Origin of the sequence: Achromobacter sp. RW408, from assembly GCF_003184165.1 — a bacterium.
Lineage (GTDB): Bacteria > Pseudomonadota > Gammaproteobacteria > Burkholderiales > Burkholderiaceae_B > Achromobacter > Achromobacter xylosoxidans.
Genome location: NZ_QHHO01000046.1, coordinates 1,213,043 through 1,232,427 on the forward strand (window position 1 = coordinate 1,213,043; position 19,385 = coordinate 1,232,427).

Here is a 19,385-nt window from a genome sequence, read left to right on the forward strand (position 1 = left end):
GCGGCATCCGCGGCGGCGGGAGCGTCTTCCCAAGGCGGCACGCTGGCAGCGGCCGGCTGGGCGGGCGCGGCGGGTGCGGCGGGCGCGGTGACAGGCGCCGCGGCCATCGGCGCAGGCGCGGCGGCCGGAACCGGCGCGACGTTCGCTTGCGGCGCGCTCACAGGCACGGATGGCGCGGGCGTCGCCGCCACGGGCGCCGGCGCGGGTGCCGCCGGTTGCGCCGCCGGCGCGGGCCGTTCCACCGCAGGAGCGGCGGCGACCGGCGCTGCCTGCGGCGGCTGCGCGGCGGCCACGGCGGGTTCGGCTGTCTGGCGGGCCGGCGTGGCAGGCGCCTCGATGGCGGTCTGCGGACCGGCGTCACCGTTGAGCGCCAGCATGCGCAGGCAAGCCATGATGAAGCCGGCGTACTCGTCCGGCGCCAGCGTCAGTTCGCCGCGGCTGTGCACCGCCACAGAATAGAACAGTTGCACCGCGTCGGGATGCAGCGACTGCGCCAGGCGGGCGATGTCGGCCGCCAGCGGATCCTCGGCCGGCGTCACGCCGGACACGCGCTGCTCGATGGCGACGCGCGACAGCAGCACGGCCAGGTCGGCCAGCGCGCCGGCGTACGACAGGCCGCGCGTGGCGAGTTCGTCGGCCACCGCCAGCACGCCCTTGGCGTCGCCGGTGGACAGCGCATCCAGCAGGCGCACCAGGTGGCGCTGGTCGATGGTGCCGAGCATGCCGCGCACGGCGTCCTCGGTGAGATTGCCGGCGCTGTAGGCGATGGCCTGGTCGGTCAGCGACAACGCATCGCGCATGGAACCCGACGCGGCCTGGCCGATCAGGCGCAGGGCCGGCACTTCGAAGCCGACCTGCTCTTCGCCCAGCACCGCCTGCAGGTGGCCCACGATGGAGTCGGCCGGCATCTGCTTCAGATTGAATTGCAGGCAGCGCGACAGCACCGTGACCGGGATCTTCTGCGGGTCGGTGGTGGCGAGGATGAATTTGACGTGCGGCGGAGGCTCTTCCAGCGTCTTGAGCATCGCGTTGAACGCGTGCCCGGTGAGCATGTGCACTTCGTCGATCATGTAGACCTTGAAGCGGCCCGCGCCCGGCGCGTAGACGGCCTGCTCCAGCAGCTGGGTCATTTCCTCGACGCCGCGGTTCGAGGCCGCGTCCAGTTCGAGATAGTCGACGAAACGGCCGGCATCGATCTCGGTGCAGGCGCGACAGACGCCGCAGGGCTTGGAGGTGATGCCGGTTTCGCAGTTGAGCGATTTGGCCAGGATGCGCGACAGCGTGGTCTTGCCGACGCCGCGGGTGCCGGTGAACAGCCAGGCGTGGTGCAGGCGCTGGGTATCGAGCGCATGCGTCAGCGCGCGCACCACGTGATCCTGTCCCACGAGGGTATCGAACGATCGCGGCCGCCACTTGCGGGCCAGTACCAGATAAGTCATGGCGGGATTGTAGAGCCTTTGCAAGAGCCTATGCGATTGCCGGCAGGAAATGCAAAAGGGACGGAATCATCTTCCGGGGATATCCCCTTGGAAAACAACCCCGTCCCCTTTGAGAAACCGGTTGGCGAGCCTTACTCCGGCACTGACCCTAAACGACTATGGCTGCTTCGTTCCCGACCTGACCAGGTTCACCGTCGAACCATGCGAAGGGGCCCGCCAAGCAAGATTCTAGCAGAGCTTCGCGTTGCTCGCTCGGCTAGCCTCTTGCTTGGCGGGCCCCGAGGGGCTGTATGTGCGCCCCCTCCCCGGCCCTCCCCCCGAGGGGGAGGGAGGAAGACTTTGCTTCGCTTGTCTTGGGGGCTCGCTTCGCTTTGCCTCACTTTTCCTTGGTTGCTTGCTTTGGATTTTTTCCTGAAGGCGAGGACGTTGCGGTGCTGGGTTCGTTTTGGTGAGGAGCTATAGGTCGATCCAGGCGCGGGCGCGGGGGAAGTAGAGGGCGGCGCGGGCTTTGCGGCCGTCCAGGGCGGTGACTTGGGCGCAGTAGCGCAGGAGTTGGTCGCCGTGGCGTTGGCGCATGCGTTGGGCGAAGGCGGCGGGGGATTCGTTGGGTTGGGGGCGGCCTGTTTTGTAGTCGACGATCAGCCAGCCGTCTTCGGTGCTCAGGGCCAGGTCGATGACGGAGACCTTGCCGGCGGCGTCGATGAGGGGCCATTCGCGGCGGGCGCCGGATTGGGACAGGAGCCAGAGGCCACGGTCGTCGGCGAGGGTGGACTGGAGGGTATCCAGGACGGCTTCGGCGGCGGTATCGGCCTGGCTGGCGGGGATGCCGGCGCGGGTCAGTTGGCGACGCATGGCGGGCAGGCGGTGGGCCAGGGCCTCGGCTGGCCAGGCGGCGATGCCGTCCTGGCCGATGCGGGCCAGCCAGGCGTGGGCCAAGGTGCCGATGGCGGCGTCGTAGCCGGATTCGAGTTGCCAGGCGGGATGCTCGGCGCTGTCGCCCCAGGCGCCGCGCGCGGCCGCGGCGAAGCCGGGGCTGATGGCGACATCGGCCTGGCGCGCCAGTTGCGCCAGGCCGTCGCGATGCACGCGGCGCAGGGGCTCGCCTTGCCATTCCGGGCCGTCGTCGCGGGGTTCGGCGCCATCGCCGTCCGTCGCGGGCGGCACGGGTGTTGTCAGGCAGGGCCAGAGGCGGCCCAGCAGGCTGGCGGAGGACGGCGTCTTGGCCTGGCCGGTGGCTTCGTCGATGGCGACGTGGCCAACCAGATGCAGGCGCTTGCGGGCGCGGGTCGCGGCCACGTACAGCAGGCGGTCGATTTCGTAGGAAGCGCGGCGCGCCTCGCGCGCGCCGAGGTAGCGCGACACGGGGTCGGCCTCGGTCTCGGCGCGCGGCTTGACCGGGCCGAACAGCACCCGCCCGCCGCTTTGCTCGAAGCGCACCAGCGGCGGCTGGTCGCCGCGCGGGGCGCGATGCAGGCCGTAAAGGATGACGGTTTCGAACTGCAGGCCCTTGGACTTGTGCATGGTCATGATCTCGACGGCAGCCTCTTCGTCGGCCGCATCGGGCGCCGCGAACAGCCGCGCGATGCCGGCGTCCAGCGCGGCCGGATCGATGGCGCCGTGCGGCGCCAGGCGCTCGACCAGCTGGAACAGGCTTTCGGCGTCATTGGCCACCGACGGCCCGCTGTAGAGCGCGGGACCGCCCAGGCGGCGCCACAGCGTCTCGATCCAGGCCGCGAACGGCATGGCGCCCGAGGCGTTGCGCGAGTCCAGCAGCACCGCCGCCACCTGCCGCAGGCGGGCGTATTCATCGGGATGCAGCAAAGCCTCGGCCGAAAGCCGCGCGCCGGCATCGTCCGGCGGCAACGCCGCGCCTGTTTGCCGGGTCGTCCCGGCCGGATCGCCAGGCGGCGCGGCGTCATCGAACAACGCCCCCTGCGCCGGATTCTCGGTGTCGTCGAACAGCGAGCCCTGCCGCGACGCGGCTGGGACCGTGGCCGAGACGGCCCGCACCGGCGGGGTGTCGGCGGGCCGGGCCGGCGCGGGGCGCAACAACCGCTCCAGCAGCACCGGCACCGGCGTGACGTGGTCGGCGCCGAACAGGCGCTGCAACGATTCCAGCGTCAGGCCGCAGAACGGCGCCCGCAGCACCGACAGCCAGGCCAGCCGGTCGCCCGGGTGGGACAGCGCCCGCACCAACTGCACCAGGTCCGCCACCACCGGCCGCAACGCCAGCGGCACCAGGTCCACCGCGCGGCAGCGGATGCCCTCCTGCGCCAGCCGGCGCGTGAGGTTGCCAAGGTGGCTGCGGGCCCGCACCAGGATGGCGACCGGATGCTTGCTGCCCGCGTGGTCCGCCAACGCCTGGCGCACCAGGCCGACCGCGATATTCTCGGCCTGCTCCTCCGCCGGAACGCCGCCGCCGCGCGACCAGGCGGGATGAAAGCGCACCGCCGGATCCGGCAGGGTCTCGTGGAACGCGCTGGACGGGCTGTACTTGATGGCGCCCGCGGCGGCGTCGCTGCGCTTGGGCAGCAATTGCGCGAACGATTCGTTGACCCAGTCGACGATGCCCGCCTGCGAACGGAAATTGTCGGTGAGGTTGAGAAAGCCGGGCTGGAGTTCCCCCACGCCCCGCTGCGCCACTTCCAGGAACAGGCCCACTTCCGCCTTGCGGAAACGGTAGATCGACTGCATCGGGTCGCCCACCAGGAACAACGTGCGGCCATCTCCCGCCTGCCAGCCGGAGGTCAACGTTTTCAACAGATCCAGCTGCGTCTGGCTGGTGTCCTGGAATTCGTCGATCAGCAGATGGCGGATGGACGCATCCAGCTTGAGCAGCAGTTCGCCGGGATCGTCGGCGCTGCCCAGCGCCGCGGCGGCGCGTTGCGAGATCTCGATGAAATCGACCTCGCCGGTATCGGCGAAGCGCAGCCGCAGCTGCGCCACGGCCAGCGCCAGCGTCATCAGCTGCGCGCCCAGCACTTCCCACTGGGCATCGCTCAATCGCGGCGCGGGGATATCGCGCACGGCAGCCAGGCGCCGCACCCACGGGGCGTCGCCATCGGCGCTCTCGAGCCAGGCGACGAAGGGTTCCTTATGCGCGCACTTGGCGGGAAAGCCCAGGTTCTTGTTGACGGTCTTGCGCAGCGACCCGGTGCCGGTCAGCAGCAGATGGGCCACGGCGCGCCACTGGTCCAGCGCCTCGGCGTCGGCCGGCAGTTCGTCGGTCCAGTCGCGCAGCGGCGCCAGCCGGTCGTCTTCGCCGCCGTCCTGCAACTGGGCCGCGGCCAGCCGCGCGGGACCGCACAGCGCTTCGGCCCAGCCAAGCGGCATGGCCTCGCACAGCGCGTCCAGGTCCTCGCCGATGGCTTCGGCCAGCGTTTCTTCCAGGGCCTCGCGGTCGGAGCCGTGGCGCAGCAGCGGCAGCCACTGGTCGCGCTGGCCGAGCATGTCGGCGATGGCGTCCTTGGCGGCCTGCACGTCCACGTCCATGTGCTGCAACAGGATGCGCACCGCGTCGTAGTCGTCCGCCAGGTCGAGCGTGGCGCGGGCCGCGGCCTCGTAATGCGCTCGCGCGTCGTCGGTGATCTCGGGCATGCCGCCCAGTTCGGACAGCCACGGCATGCTGCGCACCAGGCCGGCGCAGAACGAGTCGATGGTACGGATGGCCAGGCGCGCGGGGTGGTCCAGCAGATGCCACTGCTGCGCGTCGTTGCGCGCCAGCGCGGCGCGCGCCAGGTCCCAGCTGCGGCGTTCGTGCGCGGCCTCGGGCGGCGCGTCCAGCCCGCGGCGCAGCTTGCTGAGCACGCGCGCATGCATCTCGGACGCGGCCTTGCGCGTGAAGGTGATGGCGACGATTTCCTCGGGGCGGTTGACGGTGGCCAGCAGCGCCAGGATGCGGTCGGTCAGCAGCTCGGTCTTGCCGGAGCCGGCGGGAGCCTGCACCAGGAACGAGCGGGCAGGGTCCAGCGCGGCCGCGCGGGCGGCGTGGTCCTGGGGCTGGCGTTCGACATCGGCCATGGCTCAGGCGTCCTCATCGTCCAGGTGCAAGCGCAGGAACGGCAGCGCATCGCAGTATTTCAGGTCGTCGCGGCGATAGGCGACGTTGGCGGCGTAGCCCGCCACGTATTCATCGGCCAGCGACTCGATCGCGGCGCGCCAGCGCTGGCGGATCTCGGGCCAGGACAAGCCATCGAAATACTTGCTCTCGGCGGCCAGCGTCACGCCTTCCATGCCCAGGTCTTCGTCGGCCAGTCCCTGCGCGGCCACCTGGCGCGCGTGGATCTGGGCCAGCACCAGGCCGGCCACCTCGCCGCCGGCGGCATCGGCCAGCACCGAGGCATAGAACGGCAGCTGCACGTTGACGGGGCGGCTGCGCGACCAATCCGGCTCGGGCTTGGCGGCGGCCACCCCGGTCTTGTAGTCGACGATGACGTTGCGGCCATCGGCCAGCGTGTCGATGCGGTCCAGCCGCAGCTTCAGGTGCAGCGCGCCATGGCGCCATTGGTGGTTTTTCTCGACCTGCGCCACCGCGAACGGCAGGCGTTGCGCCTCCATGTCGAGCCACGCCGCCAGCACCGTCCTGGCGCGCGCGCATTCCAGCGCCTTCAGGGCCGGCGCGTATTCCTGGAGTTCCTCGTCCGCCGCCTGCGCCACCGCCTGTTCCAGCAGCGCCGGCAGGCGCCCCGCTGCCAGCGTTTCGTGCAGGGCCTCCTGGTCGGGCAGCATGCCCCACACCAGCTCGAGCGCCTTGTGCAGGAACTGGCCGCGCACGTTCACCGTGGCCGCGTCGGCATAGGGCGCCAGCTCGCGCCCGCCCAGCCGATGCCGCACGAAGGCCCACAAGGGGTTGCGCGCCTGCGTGTCGAGCACGTCCAGGCCGCCGCCGCCACGGTCATCGGCCGCCAGCGGCGGTCCGCGCATATCGTCCAGCGATTCCTGCGGCAGGGCGGCCACGGCCGCGACCGGCGCCGGCCGCCAGTCGGTGGGGGCAGCAGCGGCGATCAGCGGCGACGGCCGCAGTTCGCGTTCGCCGTCCATGTGCGCATGGCTGACGATCACCTGCGGCGCGCAACGGCACAACGCCGCGTAGATGCCCTCGGCCCATTCGCGTTCGCGTTCGGGCGTGGCGCGCGGCGCCTTGGCCTGGCGCAGCACCGCCAGGGGCAGCAACGGATTCGGCTTGGGCGAGGCAGGCAGCACGTCGTCGGTCAGGCCCAGTATCCAGATACCGTCCCAGAAGCCGCCTTCGGCTTCCAGCAGGCCCAGCACGTCGAGCCGCGCCGAGGGATCGCGCTGCGGCTGGAACGAAGCCGAGCGCGCCACGCTCTGCAGCAGATTGACCGCCGCCACGCCGCCCAGCTTGCCGGCGGCGGGTGCCAGCGCGGAGAAACCGCCCAGGGCTTCTCCCAGCGCCCCCAGCGCCTGGTAGCCGACACTGTCCAGCACGCCTTCGCCGGGAAAGCCCAGCGCCGTCAGCGCCGCTTTCATGCGCAGCATCCAGACGTCGCAAGACGCGCGGGCGCCACCGCGCGTCCAGATTTCCATGGCCTGGTCCCAGGCCTGCGCCAACGGCGGCAAGGCCGCCAGTTGCTTGCGCCACTCGGCCGCGCCGACATGGACCTGCCCGCGACGACGCCAGCGCGCGTCGATGGCGGCCAGGCGCGCGCGTTCGCTGACGTCGCCCGCGCAGTGCCCCGCCAGCAGGGCCGCGCCCAGCACCTCGACGGCGCAGCCCTTGCCGGCCGCGCATTCGGCCAGCGCCCGCAGCCAGGCCAGCGCCGCGCGCGCCATCGGCCATTCGTCAAGCGGGCGGCCCACGGCCACGTTGAAGGCGAATGCCGGCGCGCCATCGCGGCCGGCCAGCGCCTGGCTCAGGATGCGGCGCGCGAACGGCGACTCGGCCTCGAGCTGCGGCGAAACGATGGCGTAGCGGCCGGTGGGATGCTGTGCCAGCTGGCCCGCGGCCCATTCGGCCGCCGCGCGCCATTCGGCGCCGTGGTCGGCCGCCTCGAAGCGCCGCGGCGTGGCCGGCGCGCGCTGGGTATCGCGCCATTGCGCGATCAGGCAGCCCTGGTCTTCGAAGGCGCGCAGCAGGCGCCGGAAACGCGGCGACAGATCGGTGAAGCCGGCCAGCACCAGCTGCCCGGGAACGGCCAGCTGGCCGTCTTCGAGCGCCCGCAACACCCGCGCATAACCCTGGTTCGCGTCTTCGGCGTCGATGGCGGCCAGCGCCTTGCGGTAGCGCTGGCGCCAGCGGGCGAAGCCGCGGTACTCATCGGTATCGGCGCCGGACGGCACCTGCAGTGTCCATTCGTCCATCAGCAGGTCGGCGTCCATCGACAGGCGGGCGGCCTGGCTGGCATCGAGCAGCACGCGCTCGGCTTCTTCGGCGCGGATGGCCTCGGTCCAGACCAGCTGCGTGGCGAAGCTGTCGAGGCGATAGGCCGGCACGTCCTCGTCGTCCTCGAACGCCAGTTCGTTGGCGGACTCGGCCAGCCAGGCGGACAGGGGCAGGATGCGCGGCAGTTCGCTGACCTGGCGTTCCTGGCGCAACAGCCCGGCCAGCTCGAGCGTGAGCCGGCGCGACAGGCGGTTGTTGACCGTCAGCACCAGCAGGTCGGCGGCGGGCATGGCGCCGATTTCGGGCAGGCTGAGGTCAGGATGGGAAAGCGGGTCGTCCTGCATGGAAAGGCGAAGAATCGTTCACCGCCGTAGGATACCGCGAGGCCGCCGCGCCAGCGCGGCTAAAAACCGCACAGCGAAGCCAGGTTTTCCCAGTGGATCTGCATCTCGGGCGTGGTGTAGCCCCAGAAGGCCAGGCCCAGCACCAGCGCCAGTGCCGTCCAGCCCAGCAGCCGCCAGCCGCGATGGCGGCGGGCGGGCGTGGGAGCAGGCCGGGCGTTCATGGCGGGTTGCGACCTGTCAGGCTGCGGCCGGCTGCGCCAGCGGCTGTTCGCGCACCGGCAGGCACAGCAAGGCCGCGGCCACCGCCAGCGCCACGCCGAGCCACCAGACCAGGTCGTAGTTGCCGGTCTTGGCATAGGCGTAGCCGCCCAGCCAGACACCGATGAAGCTGCCGACCTGGTGCCCCAGGAAGACGATGCCGGACAGGGTCGCCGCATAGCGCAGGCCATAGATCTGGCCGATCAGCCCCTGCGTCAGCGGCACGGTGCCGAGCCAGAACAGCCCCATCCAGGCCGCGAACGCATACAGCACCCACGGCGACAGGGGCATCCACAGCAGCAGCAGGATGCCGAATGCGCGCATGCCGTAGACCACCGCGAGCAGCCGCTTCTTGCTGTACTTGCCGCCCAGCTTGCCGGCGTAGAACGACCCCAGCACGTTGAACAGCCCGATGAGCGCGATCGCGGTGGCGCCCTGCCCCGGCGTCAGGCCGCCATCGGTGACGTAGGCCGGCAGGTGCAGCGTGATGAAGGCTGTGTGGAAGCCACAGACGAAATAGCTCCAGAACAGGAAGTGGAACGACGGGTGCCGCACCGCCTGGCGCACCGCCGCCGCCAGCGACTGCTGCGGCCCGCCGTGGGCCTGCGGCCGGCCGCGCAGGAAATAGGCCAGCGGCGCGGCGCATGCCACGAACAGCGACAACACCCACAGCGCGCCCGGCCAGTCCAGGCCGGTGATCAGCGCCTGGCCGGTCGGCACCACGGCGAACTGGCCGAGCGAGCCTCCGGCGCTGGCAATGCCCATGGCCGTGCTGCGGTAGGCCGGCGGCACCACGCGCGCCACTACCGGCAGGATCACGGGGAACGTCGTGCCGGCCTGCCCCAGGCCGACCAGCACGCCGGCGCTCAGGTACAGCGTGGTTTCGTCCGTGGCAAAGCGCGTGCCGATCATGCCCAGCATGTACAGCACCGCGCCCAGCGCGATGGTGCGGCCGGAGCCATGGCGGTCGGCCAGGATGCCCATGAAGATGCAGGCCACGCCCCACACCAGGTTCTGCAGCGCGAAGGCCATGGAAAACACATCGCGGCCCCAACCGTGGGCCAGGCCCATGGGCTGCATGAACAGGCCAAAGGTGGCGCGCACGCCCATGGCAAGCAGCACCACCAGGGTACCCAGGATGATGGTGCGCACGTAACGCGTATCGGTAGTGCTGGACATGATTGTTCTTATTGATGGGGAAAGGCGCCCCCTCCTCGGGACGGCCGGGCCTTGGGCCAGACGCGCACATCATAAACAAATAACCTGGCGCGACCGGCAATACCCGCGTCGGCGCATCGCGCACGGCGTGCTCGCTCACAGGCGTGCCACGCAAAATATAGTTGATTTTATCAACCATATATACCAGAATGGGTTTTTCCCTCTTCTGATCAGCCATGACTCTGCAAACCCCGCTGACCCGCCTGTTGGGCACGCGCTATCCCATCATCCAGGGCGGCATGAGCTGGGCCTCGTCGAACGCGGCGCTGGCGCTGGCGGTGTCGCGCGCCGGCGGGCTCGGCGTGATCGCCGCCGGCCCGATGTACCCCGAGGCGCTGCTTGCCGCCATCCGCGAGGTCCGCGCCGGCACCGACGCGCCCTACGCGGTCAACATCCCGCTCTACAACAAGCGCGCGCAGGAACACATGGACATCGCGCTGGCCGAAGGCGTGCCGGTCATCATCGCCTCGCAGGGCGGGCCGCAGAAGCACATCGGCCGCGCGCGCGAGGCGGGCGTCAAATGGCTGCAGGTCATCGCCAGCCCCGAGCATGCCGCCAAGGCCGAAGCGGCCGGCGTGGACGCGGTGATCGCCGTCGGCCTGGAGGCCGGCGGCCATCCCGGCCCCGATGAAATCGGCCTGCAAGTGCTGCTGCGCTCGGTGGCGCGGCGCGTGTCGGTGCCGGTGGTGGCGGCTGGCGGCATCGCCGACGGCGCCGGCATCGCGGCCGCGCTGTGCCTGGGCGCCGCGGGCGCGCAACTGGGCACCCGGTTCCTGCTGACGCCCGAGGCCGGCGTGTGCGATGCCTACAAGGACGCGGTGCTGGCGGCCGGCGTGGCCGACACCACGCTGGTGGGGCGCGGCCGCTCGCCGGTGCGCATGCTGCGCAACGCCTTCGCCCGCGACTACCTTGCGGCCGAGCGCGGCGGCGACGAGGCCATGCTGGAGACGATGTTCGCCGGCAGTTCCCTCAAGCAGGCAGCCTTCGACGGCGACGTGCAGGGCGGCAAGGTCGAGGCCGGCCAGAGCGCCGGATTGATCGACAGCCTGCAGCCGGCCGGCGCCGTGATGGAGCAACTGGTGGCGGAAACGCGCGACGCGCTCAGGCGCGTGGCGGCGCTGGCGGGTTGACGGCGAAGCGCCGCCGTCGGTCGGCGCGGGACATCCGACGCCGGCTCAACGCCGGCGCAGCCTGGGCGTTGTCTTTCAGGCACTCGCTTCCCAAGGGTTCACGAGGCGGACCCCGCAACCGGAAAAATCGGACACGTTTCGCGTAACGAGCGTCATCCCGTGCACCAGCGCGGTAGCCGCGATGAAGGCATCCCGTTCCGGACGCAGATCCGGCACATGCAACCTGGCGCAACGCAACGACACGGCCGCATCGAGCGGCAGCGTCCGGTTGGAGAATTCCGGCAGGACGCGATCGCGCATCCAGGCCCGCAGGCGCGCGCCCTGGTCGGCATCCCGCCGCTCCATGCGCAGGATGCCGATTTCGATTTCCATGAGCGTGATCGCCGAAACGTAGAAGTTCACCGCGTCCTCGTTCGAGAACCAGGCGATCACGTTCCTGTCCGCCTTGCCGTCGCCGGCTTTGCGCAGCTCGGACAGCACATTGGTATCCAGCAGGAACATCAGTCGACGTCCGCGGGACGGGGCAGCTCGCGTGAGCGCGGGGCATCGAGATCGATGCCGGCAAGGCCCGGCATGGACAATGCGCTGACGAGATTTCGTTTTTGGCCGACCAGGCGCCAGTATTCCTCGATGCCGAGCAGGACGTGGGATGGCTTGCCGCGGTCCGTGATGAACACCGGGCCATGCAGGGCCGCCTTCTTGGCGCGGGTCACGTCCTGATTGAGTTCCCGGCTGGACAGTGTGGTGATAGCCATGATGCATCCCCTGATCCTCACAAATAACGTAGTAACGTTACTACATAGAAAGCAATGAAACAACCCCGGCAGCCAGGGCCACCGGGAGATTTTCCCGCTCATCAGGATCCGACCAGGGCGGCAAACCGTCATTCCGGCCGCCGGAACCGTCCTATTTCTTCATCAACCCCGCCGCCTGCACCAGCTTGCGCATGGCGGCCTGGTCCTTCTCGACGAAGGCGGTGGCCTCCGCCGGCGTCATGTTCCACAGATCCACCCCTTGCGCCTGCATCAGCTTGCTGTATTCAGGATCGGCGTTGATCTTGGCCACCGCATCGTTCAGACGCTGGAGGATTTCCGGCGGCGTGCCCTTGGGCGCGGCCAGGCTGTACCAGGACGCCGACTCCGCGCCCTTCACCCCGGATTCGGCCAGGGTCGGCACATCCGGCAACAACGGCGAGCGCTGGCCGTTGGCGTAGGCCAGCGCCTTGAGCCGGCCGCTACGGATGAACTGCAGGCTGGCGGCCAGGTTCAGCACCGCCATATCCACCTGGCCGCCCACCAGGTCATTGATGGCGGGCGCCGCGCCGCTGTAGGGGATGTGGACGATGTCCACGCCGGCGCGTTCGCGGAACAGTTCGGCGCCCAGGTGCGGCGAGCTGCCCGGCCCGGCCGAGGCATAGTTGATGCGGCCCGGTTCCTTGCGCGCCATCGCGATCAATTGTTCGACGCTGTCGGCCTTGAGCGTGGGCCGCACCACCAGCATGTTGGGCTGGTTGGCGACGATCGAGACGAAGGCGAAGTCCTTGATGCCGTCGTACGGCGTCTGCTGCATCAGCGGCGTCACCACGTGGGCGGCCGAGGTGCCGAGCAACAGCGTGTAGCCGTCCGGCTTGGCCCGCGCCACGAAGTTGGCGCCGATGGCCGCGCCGCCGCCGGCCTTGTTTTCGACGATGATGGTCTTGCCCAACTGCTTTTCCAGCTCGCGCGCCAGGGCCCGCCCCAGCACGTCGGCGGGACCGCCGGCGGCATATGGGTTGACCAGCGTGATTGGCTGCGAGGGATAGGAATCGGCGGCGACGGCAGGGGCGCACAACGCGCTCGCCACCGCCACGCCGCACAGCAGGCGCTTCAGAGTCTTCATGGTTTGTCTCCTGGGATATTGTGTTTTATGTGTGGTGCGGGGAAAGGCCCCGGGGCGCATGGCCCCGATGGCTAGATCGCGCCCTGCGCGCGTAACGCCTCGATCTGTGCCGGCGACAGGCCGAGCCGGCCGGCCAGCACGCTGTCGGTGTGCTCGCCCAGCAAGGGCGGACGCTCCAGCCGCGGATCGTCGAAACCATCGAACTTGAACGGGACCGGCACCGCGCCGAAGCGGCCGATGGACGGATGCTCGTAGCTGGCCACCATGCCGCGCGCCAGCACATGCTCGTTGTGCAGGATCTCCTCGACGTCCAGGATCGGGCCGGCCGGCACGCCTCGCGCATCGCAGCGGCGACACAGTTCGTCGCGCGTCAGCCGCGCGGCGGCGGCCGACAGGCCGGCCATGACTTCGTCGCGGCGCGCCACGCGCACGGCGTTGCGCGCCAGCTCCGGATCGTCGGCCCATTGCGGCAGGTCGAGCGCCTCGCACAGCGGCTTCCAGTGCTGATCGCTGCCCGTTATCTGCACCCAGCGTCCGTCGCCGCATTCGAAGGCGGCGGACGGCACCCGGCCGGGATGTTCGGTGCCCAGCCGCGGCGGCACCTCACCCAGCGCGAAGTAACGCGCGGCCGCCAGCGACAGCAGGCCGACCTGGCCGTCCAGCATGGAGAAGTCGATGTGGCAGCCCTGCCCCGAACGCGCCCGCCCCACCAGCGCCGACAGGATGCCGATGGCGGCCCACAGGCCCGAGGTCAGGTCGCTCACCGGCAGGCCCGGCTTGACCGGGCCACCGCCACGCTCGCCGGTCAGGCTCATGATCCCGCCCATGGCCTGGAATACGGTGTCATAGCCTTTGCGCGGCGCGTACGGCCCGGTCATGCCGAACCCGGTACACGAGAAATAGATCAGGCCGGGGTTGTCCGGCGCGATGTGCTCGCGGTCCAGCCCGTATTTGGCGAGCGTGCCGACCGGGAAGTTCTCGACCACCACGTCGCAGGTCTGCGCCAGGCGCCGGATCAGCGCCTGCCCTTCGGGGTGGCGGAAGTTCACCGTGACCGATTGCTTGCTGCGGTTGAAGGCCAGGTAATAGGCCGACTCGGTGCCGCCCTCGCCGCGCACCTTGGGCTCGAAGCCGCGCGTCTCATCGCCGCCGCCGGGCTGTTCGACCTTGATCACGTCGGCGCCCAGCTCGGCCAGGATCATCGAGGCGAACGGGCACGCCAGCACCCGCGACAGGTCCAGGATGGTGACGCCTTCGAGCGGCCTCATCGCGCCGCTCCCTGGCGAAAGCCGCGCATGATGACGTTGGCGTCGCGGCCCACGCCCAGCGCCTCGGCCAGCCCCAGGTCGGCCGCGCGATGGAAGGCGCGCTTGGTCAGGCCCATGGCGGCCGGCTCCCAGCCAGCCAGGCGTTGCGCCATCGCCAATGCCTGGTCCAGCACCTGCGCGGCGGGCGCGACGCGGTTGGCGATGCCCAGCTGCAGCGCGCGGGCGCCGTCGATGGGCTCGGCCATCGCCACCAGCTCGAAGGCATGCTTGCGGCCCACCTGCCGCACCAGGTTGGCCATGACCACCGCGGCCACGATGCCGTGGCGCAGTTCCGGATAGCCCAAGCGCACGTCCTCGGCCATCACGGTCAGGTCACATGCCAGCGCCAGGCCGGCGCCGCCGCCGAGCGCATTGCCATGGACCGCGCCGATCACCGGCTTGACCATGCGCGAGAACACCAGGTGCAGATCGGTAGTGAGATCGGCGCGGCGCAGCACCGCGTCGGGCTGTTCCGGCGTCAGGGCCGAGAACTCGCCGGTGTCGGCGCCGGCGCAGAACGACTTGCCGTTGCCCGCCAGCACCACCGCGCGCACCGCGTCGTCGCGGTCCGCCTGGCGCAAGGCCTCCAGCAGCGCCGTGGTCAACGCGGTGTTCAGGGCGTTGTGCTTTTCCGGACGGTTCAGGCGCAGCAGCCGCACCGCGCCCAGGTCTTCAATGATCAATTCCGACATCACGGATATCCTCTTCCAATGGCGACAAGCAAAGTGATTGATTAAATCAACAATAAGGGTAAAAAAAGGCGCGGGGCGCGCGCCCACGCGTTAGCGCGGCTGCACGCCGCGGCCGCGGCGCGCCGGCACCTCCGCCTTGCATTCGTTCAACATCTCCAGCGCATGCGCCGTCAGCTTGTCCAGCATGCGCTCCATCGCCTCGCGCTCGGCATCCGATAGCACCGACAGCATGCTTTCGTTGCGCTCGATCGCCGCGGGGAAAATTTCCTCGTACAGCGCGCGGCCGGCGCGCGTCAGGTCCAGGCTGACGCCACGGCCATCCTGGCTGTCGGCACTGCGCTGGATCAGGCCGCGCTCGATCAGTTCGGACACGGTGCGGCTGGCCTGGCTCTTGTCGATGTTGGCTTCGCGCGCCACGGCGTTCAACGACATGTCGGGCGCCGCGCCCAGCAGCGCGATGATGCGCCATTCGCGCGGACCGACGCCGTAGCGGCTTTCGTTCAAGCCGGCGGCAATGCGGCTGGAAACATAGGCCAGCCGGTTCAGCCGGTACGAGAACAGTTCCTTGAGCGCCCGGGGTGCGGGACGCGCGGCGGTGGCGGACTTGGATGCGGTGCGGGTGGCCATGGCGGACTCGTCAGATGCGGGAAAACGTGGCGTTCGCGCCCGGCGCGCGCCACTGCCCGCATGATATACAAAGGCGGCGCGCGCCCCTCACGCGGCCGCTCCCGCGGCAGCGCCGATCAGCGGGTTCAGCCCGCTTTGCGCCACCCGGCTGTGCAGGGCGCGCCCCAGCACTTCCTGGCAATGGGCCGAGACGGCCGCCAGCCCCGCCAGGTCCAGGCCGGTGCGCACGCCCATGGACTCGAACAGGCTGACCAGGTCCTCGGTGGCGACGTTGCCGGTATGGCCGCCGCCGTAGCGCACTTTGGCCGGATGCCCGCCGACACCGCCGAAGGCGCAATCGAAGTGGGTGACGCCTGCCTCCAGCGCCGCCACGTAGTTCACCAGGCCGGTGCCGCGCGTGTCATGGAAATGCGCCACCGGGGTCACCTGCGGCACCTCGCGCGCCATGCGCCCATACAGGTCACGCACCGATGCCGGCGTGGCCATGCCGGTGGTGTCGCCCAGCGTGACAATGTCCACGCCCAGCGCGGCGAAGCGCCGCGCGTCGGCCATGACCGTCTCCGGATCGACGGCGCCTTCGAACGGGCAGCCGAACGCCACCGAAATCGTGCCGATCAGGCGGAAACGGCCGTCCGCCAGCCGCGCCATCTCCGCGATGTTGTCCCATTGGGCGGCGCGATCGCGCTTCAGGTTGCGCGTCGAATGCGATTCACTGGCCGAGACCAGCAGGCTGATCTCGTTGGCGCCGATGCCGGCATCCAGGTCGGCCCGCGCGCGCTCGACGGCGCGCGCATTGGCGCAGGTCGCCTTGTACCAGACGCCGGCGCGCCGCGGCAGCGCCGCCAGCAACTCGGTGGCGTCGGCGAATTGCGGCACCACCTTGGGATTGGAATACGAGGTCGCCTCGACCCGCTCGAAGCCCAGCGCGGCAAAGCGGTCGATCAGGTCGACCTTGACCGCGGTGTCGATGAAGTCCGGCTCATGCTGCAGGCCGTCGCGCGCGAAACATTCGCACAGCACCACGTCGCGCGCGCTCATGCCTGCTGCTCCAGTCCGAACAGCGCCAGCGCGTGGGCGCGCAGCTTGTTCTTCTGCACTTTGGAACTGCCGGTCATGCCGATGTGCTCGAAGCTATCGACGATCTCGACATAGCGCGGCACCTTGAAGTTGGCGCAATGCGCCTTGCACCAGGCCGTCAGCTCGTCCGGCGTGCAATCCTGGCCCTCCTTGAGCAGCACGAACGCCGCCGGCACTTCGCCCAGGCGCGCATCCGGCACGCCCACCACCTGCGCCATGCGCACGGCGGGGTGGCCGTGCAGGGTCTCTTCCACTTCCGCCGGCGCGACGTTCTCGCCGCCCACGCGGAACATGTCCTTCAGGCGGCCCACCATGCGCAGCCGGCCCGCCGCGTCCATTTCGCCCAGGTCGCCGGTGCTGAGCCAGCCGTCCGCGCCAAGCGCTTTGGCGGTGGCCTCGGGCATCTTGTAATAGCCCTTCATTACGCTCCAACCGCGCGCCTGGATCTCGCCCTGCATGCCGGCGGGCAGCGGTGCGCCCGTGCCCGGATCCACCACGCGCACCTGCATGCCGGGATGCGGCAAAGCCCAACCCATGGCGCGCAGTTCGAAGGGATCGTCGTGCGCGGACAGTGTGATGTTGGGCGAGGCTTCGGACTGGCCGTAGGCGTTGCAGATGCCCGGCACGCCCATCACGTCGCGGATCTTGCCCATCACCTGCGGACCTGCCGCCGCCCATCCGCCGCGCAGATGAATGCGCTTGCGGTCGAAATCGGGATGTCCCATCAGCATGAGGAAGATGGTGTCGTTGCCGGACGTCAGCGTGCAGCGTTCTTCATCGAGCATGCGCAGCGCCTCGGCCACGTCGAACTTCGGCAGCGTCAGCAGGCAGCAACCGGTCATCAGGCTGACCAGGATCGACAAGGTAGTGCCGGCCACATGGAAGTACGGACGGATGCTGAAATAGCGGTCGTCGGGCCGCACGCCGATGCGCTGCGCCGCGGCCCAGGCGTTGGTCAGCATGTTGGCATGCGTCAGCATCACGCCCTTGGGAAACGAGGTCGTGCCCGAGGTGTACTGGATCAGCAATACGTCGTCGGGCGCCACGGCGCGCAGCGCGGTGTCGAGCTCGATATCGTCGACCGTCTCGCCGGCACGCAGGAAGTCCTGCCAAGGCTGCGCGCCCGCGAGGCAGCGCTCGCCCAGCACCACTACGCGCCGCAGCAACGGCAGCGCCTCGCCGGGCAAGCCACTGTCAAGCGCCGGCTCGACCTGGGTGAGCAGGCCGAGGAAGTCGATGCCCAGGAATGAGTCGGCCGTCAGCAGCAGCTTGACGTCGGCCTGCCTGAGGCAGAACGCCAGCTCATCGGTCTTGAAGCGCGTATTGACCGGCACCGTCACGGCGCCCAGCATGGCGCAGGCATAGAACACCTGCACCCAGGTGCCGCCGTTGCCCAGCAGCACGCCGACGTGGTCGCCACGGCGCACGCCGGCCGCATGCAGGCCGCGGGCGATACGTTGCGCGCCATCCTGCAGCGCGGCCCAGGTGTGGCGTTCGCCGGGCGCGACGAAGGCCTCGGCGGCGCCGCGCTCGGCCACCTGGCGCGCCAGCGCCTGCGACAGGGTCATCGGACCGATCATGCCTTGTCTCCCGCCGCGCCGAAGCCGGCGATGGCCTGCTTCCAGTCGCTGCCGCGCAGATTTTCCTCGATGGCCAGCAACTCGATCGCCATCGCGCCTTCGCGCGTGGTCGCCAATCCCTGGTCGATGCTGCGCTTGGTCAGCCTGACGGTCAGCGGCGCGGCGCGCGCGATGGCCGCCGCCATGCGCGCCGCTTCGCCCGCCAGCGCGTCGGGCGCATACACATGATTGACCAGGCCGATCTCGCGCGCTTCGGCCGCATCGAAACGGCGGCCGGTGAACAGCAATTCCTTGGCCTTGCGCGCGCCGGCGATGCGCGGCAGGCGCTGCGTGGCGCCGACCGTGCCCCACCCCACCTCCGGATAGCAGAACGTGGCCTCGGACGAGGCCAGCACGAAGTCGCAGGCGCCGGCGATCTCGCAACCGGAGCCGAACGCCGCGCCCTGCACCACCGCGATCACCGGCTGCGGCAGGCGTTCGATCGCGGCATAGGCGGCGAAGCCCTGTACCCGGCGCGCCGTCATTTCCGCGTTCGACATGGTCTTGCGCTCCTTGAGGTCGGCGCCGGCACAGAATGCCGTGCCGGCCGCGGCGATCAACACCACGTGCGCGTCCGGATCGTCAGCCAGTTGCTGCATGGCCTGCACCAATTCGGCGCACATGAGGGAATTGAGCGCGTTGCGGCTGTCGGGCCGGTTCAGCGTCACCGTGGCGACACGGTCCTGCACGTCCAGCAGGATCGTGTGGAAAGTCGGGGTCATGCCTGCTCCTGGATGTTCTGGGTATGCGGCCGGACCGCCGCGCGGCGGCGACAACGACTGGCCATGCCAGGCAATATAGGACATATAGTTGATTTAATCCACTAAATTTCGGTGCTTACCCAATGGTGTTACACTTGCGCGCCGGTCTTTCCCTGGAATATCAAAGCACTAGGCGTCACTTGGCCTGATGCGATTCCAGCGCGAAGCCATCGCGCAGTCTCGCCGTAGTTAACGGCGAACCCTACAGCCCGGAAACCCGCATAAACATTGGGTTTCGCCAATGTGCTGTAGTAGTTTTGTAGCAGTAGCTTCGGCCGGCCTCCCCCGTTTTTTCCCTATCCTCCGTAGCTCGGTACGCCCGCGTCATAACCATCGTCCCGTTTGCTACATGCGGGCAAGCATGCCGGCCACCGCTGCAGCCTGCTGGCCTCGATCACCTCGACCTGCAGCACCGGCACCTGGCCGCGCGCCGCCGGCGCCCGCCGCGAGCTGCTGGCCACGTCCACCACCGCCTGCAGCGCAGCACCTGGCCAGCACGTCGCCGGTGGCCGCGAGCTGTACTGGCCACCTTCACCACCACCTGCAGCGCCGGCATCTGGTCAGCGCGCCGCCGCGGCCGCCGCGAGCTGCTGGCCACCTCCGCCACCACCTGCAGCGCCAGCACCTGGCCGGCGCGTCGGCCGGCGCCGGAACGCGATCGAGGATCCAGTGCGACGACGACGAGCGCACCG

Annotated in this window: 15 protein-coding genes and 1 other RNA gene; 1 reads left to right on the top strand and 15 read right to left on the bottom strand. The window is 69.9% G+C overall.

Going from position 1 to position 19,385, the window contains the following annotated elements; genetic code table 11:
- From dnaX to DK459_RS15685, 6 genes are all read right to left on the bottom strand, one after another.
- Positions 1-1,439, bottom strand: a 1,439-nt coding sequence (gene dnaX / locus DK459_RS15665; RefSeq protein WP_110134899.1) for a DNA polymerase III subunit gamma/tau, incomplete at its 3' end; no start/stop codon positions are given.
- A 120-nt stretch (positions 1,440-1,559) separates the two neighbouring features.
- An RNA gene (gene ffs, locus DK459_RS15670) (signal recognition particle sRNA small type) lies at positions 1,560-1,657 on the bottom strand.
- 238 nt (positions 1,658-1,895) lie between these two features.
- The gene (locus tag DK459_RS15675) at positions 1,896-5,459 is read right to left on the bottom strand and encodes an exodeoxyribonuclease V subunit beta (RefSeq protein WP_024070106.1); all 3,564 of its coding nucleotides are present in this window, start codon (positions 5,457-5,459) and stop codon (positions 1,896-1,898) included.
- A gap of 3 nt (positions 5,460-5,462) precedes the next feature.
- Positions 5,463-8,126 carry a PD-(D/E)XK nuclease family protein gene (locus tag DK459_RS15680; protein WP_110134856.1) on the bottom strand — a complete coding sequence of 888 codons (2,664 nt, stop codon included), beginning with the start codon at positions 8,124-8,126 and terminating at the stop codon, positions 5,463-5,465.
- A gap of 59 nt (positions 8,127-8,185) precedes the next feature.
- Positions 8,186-8,347 (bottom strand): hypothetical protein, encoded by a 162-nt coding sequence (locus tag DK459_RS30800; protein ID WP_006385506.1) that lies wholly within the window; start codon positions 8,345-8,347, stop codon positions 8,186-8,188.
- A gap of 16 nt (positions 8,348-8,363) precedes the next feature.
- Positions 8,364-9,563, bottom strand: a complete 1,200-nt coding sequence (locus DK459_RS15685) for an MFS transporter (protein WP_049053907.1) — start codon at positions 9,561-9,563, stop codon at positions 8,364-8,366.
- 215 nt (positions 9,564-9,778) lie between these two features.
- Here DK459_RS15685 and DK459_RS15690 point away from each other — a divergent pair, with 215 nt between their 5' ends.
- A complete protein-coding gene (locus tag DK459_RS15690; RefSeq protein ID WP_024070109.1) occupies positions 9,779-10,732 on the top strand; it encodes a nitronate monooxygenase family protein in 954 nt (317 codons plus the stop codon).
- A gap of 75 nt (positions 10,733-10,807) precedes the next feature.
- Here the strand turns inward: DK459_RS15690 and DK459_RS15695 are convergent, their stop codons facing one another.
- The 9 genes from DK459_RS15695 to DK459_RS15735 form a co-directional block, all read right to left on the bottom strand.
- The gene (locus DK459_RS15695) at positions 10,808-11,236 is read right to left on the bottom strand and encodes a type II toxin-antitoxin system VapC family toxin (RefSeq protein ID WP_035181958.1); all 429 of its coding nucleotides are present in this window, start codon (positions 11,234-11,236) and stop codon (positions 10,808-10,810) included.
- Complete coding sequence (locus DK459_RS15700) at positions 11,233-11,487, bottom strand: type II toxin-antitoxin system prevent-host-death family antitoxin (protein WP_110134857.1); 255 nt, start codon at positions 11,485-11,487, stop codon at positions 11,233-11,235. The genes DK459_RS15695 and DK459_RS15700 overlap by 4 nt, the downstream gene beginning before the upstream one ends.
- Positions 11,488-11,638: 151 nt before the next feature.
- Entirely contained in the window at positions 11,639-12,610 is a 972-nt protein-coding gene (locus tag DK459_RS15705) for a tripartite tricarboxylate transporter substrate binding protein (RefSeq protein WP_110134858.1), read from the bottom strand.
- 71 nt (positions 12,611-12,681) lie between these two features.
- On the bottom strand, positions 12,682-13,878 hold the full coding sequence (locus tag DK459_RS15710) for a CaiB/BaiF CoA-transferase family protein (protein WP_020926762.1): 1,197 nt from the start codon (positions 13,876-13,878) through the stop codon (positions 12,682-12,684).
- Positions 13,875-14,609 (bottom strand): enoyl-CoA hydratase/isomerase family protein, encoded by a 735-nt coding sequence (locus DK459_RS15715; protein WP_047993231.1) that lies wholly within the window; start codon positions 14,607-14,609, stop codon positions 13,875-13,877. The genes DK459_RS15710 and DK459_RS15715 overlap by 4 nt, the downstream gene beginning before the upstream one ends.
- 90 nt (positions 14,610-14,699) lie before the next feature.
- Positions 14,700-15,236: a MarR family winged helix-turn-helix transcriptional regulator gene (locus DK459_RS15720; RefSeq protein ID WP_006385515.1), complete on the bottom strand. Its 537-nt coding sequence runs from the start codon at positions 15,234-15,236 to the stop codon at positions 14,700-14,702.
- A gap of 87 nt (positions 15,237-15,323) precedes the next feature.
- Entirely contained in the window at positions 15,324-16,274 is a 951-nt protein-coding gene (locus tag DK459_RS15725; RefSeq protein ID WP_006385516.1) for a hydroxymethylglutaryl-CoA lyase, read from the bottom strand.
- Positions 16,271-17,893, bottom strand: coding sequence for an AMP-binding protein (locus DK459_RS15730; RefSeq protein ID WP_026383151.1), 1,623 nt, complete (start codon positions 17,891-17,893; stop codon positions 16,271-16,273). Before DK459_RS15730 ends, DK459_RS15725 begins: the two co-directional genes overlap by 4 nt.
- Positions 17,890-18,654, bottom strand: coding sequence for an enoyl-CoA hydratase/isomerase family protein (locus tag DK459_RS15735; protein ID WP_006385518.1), 765 nt, complete (start codon positions 18,652-18,654; stop codon positions 17,890-17,892). Before DK459_RS15735 ends, DK459_RS15730 begins: the two co-directional genes overlap by 4 nt.
- Positions 18,655-19,385 lie beyond the last annotated feature (731 nt).

Bases quoted from the DNA above. Each gene is read 5' to 3' on its own strand.
- DK459_RS15675 (WP_024070106.1), bottom strand. From the start codon at position 5,459: ATGGCCGATGTCGAACGCCAGCCCCAGGACCACGCCGCCCGCGCGGCC.
- DK459_RS15680 (WP_110134856.1), bottom strand. From the start codon at position 8,126: ATGCAGGACGACCCGCTTTCCCATCCTGACCTCAGCCTGCCCGAAATC.
- DK459_RS30800 (WP_006385506.1), bottom strand. From the start codon at position 8,347: ATGAACGCCCGGCCTGCTCCCACGCCCGCCCGCCGCCATCGCGGCTGG.
- DK459_RS15685 (WP_049053907.1), bottom strand. From the start codon at position 9,563: ATGTCCAGCACTACCGATACGCGTTACGTGCGCACCATCATCCTGGGT.
- DK459_RS15690 (WP_024070109.1), top strand. From the start codon at position 9,779: ATGACTCTGCAAACCCCGCTGACCCGCCTGTTGGGCACGCGCTATCCC.
- DK459_RS15700 (WP_110134857.1), bottom strand. From the start codon at position 11,487: ATGGCTATCACCACACTGTCCAGCCGGGAACTCAATCAGGACGTGACC.
- DK459_RS15705 (WP_110134858.1), bottom strand. From the start codon at position 12,610: ATGAAGACTCTGAAGCGCCTGCTGTGCGGCGTGGCGGTGGCGAGCGCG.
- DK459_RS15710 (WP_020926762.1), bottom strand. From the start codon at position 13,878: ATGAGGCCGCTCGAAGGCGTCACCATCCTGGACCTGTCGCGGGTGCTG.
- DK459_RS15715 (WP_047993231.1), bottom strand. From the start codon at position 14,609: ATGTCGGAATTGATCATTGAAGACCTGGGCGCGGTGCGGCTGCTGCGC.
- DK459_RS15720 (WP_006385515.1), bottom strand. From the start codon at position 15,236: ATGGCCACCCGCACCGCATCCAAGTCCGCCACCGCCGCGCGTCCCGCA.
- DK459_RS15725 (WP_006385516.1), bottom strand. From the start codon at position 16,274: ATGAGCGCGCGCGACGTGGTGCTGTGCGAATGTTTCGCGCGCGACGGC.
- DK459_RS15730 (WP_026383151.1), bottom strand. From the start codon at position 17,893: ATGATCGGTCCGATGACCCTGTCGCAGGCGCTGGCGCGCCAGGTGGCC.
- DK459_RS15735 (WP_006385518.1), bottom strand. From the start codon at position 18,654: ATGACCCCGACTTTCCACACGATCCTGCTGGACGTGCAGGACCGTGTC.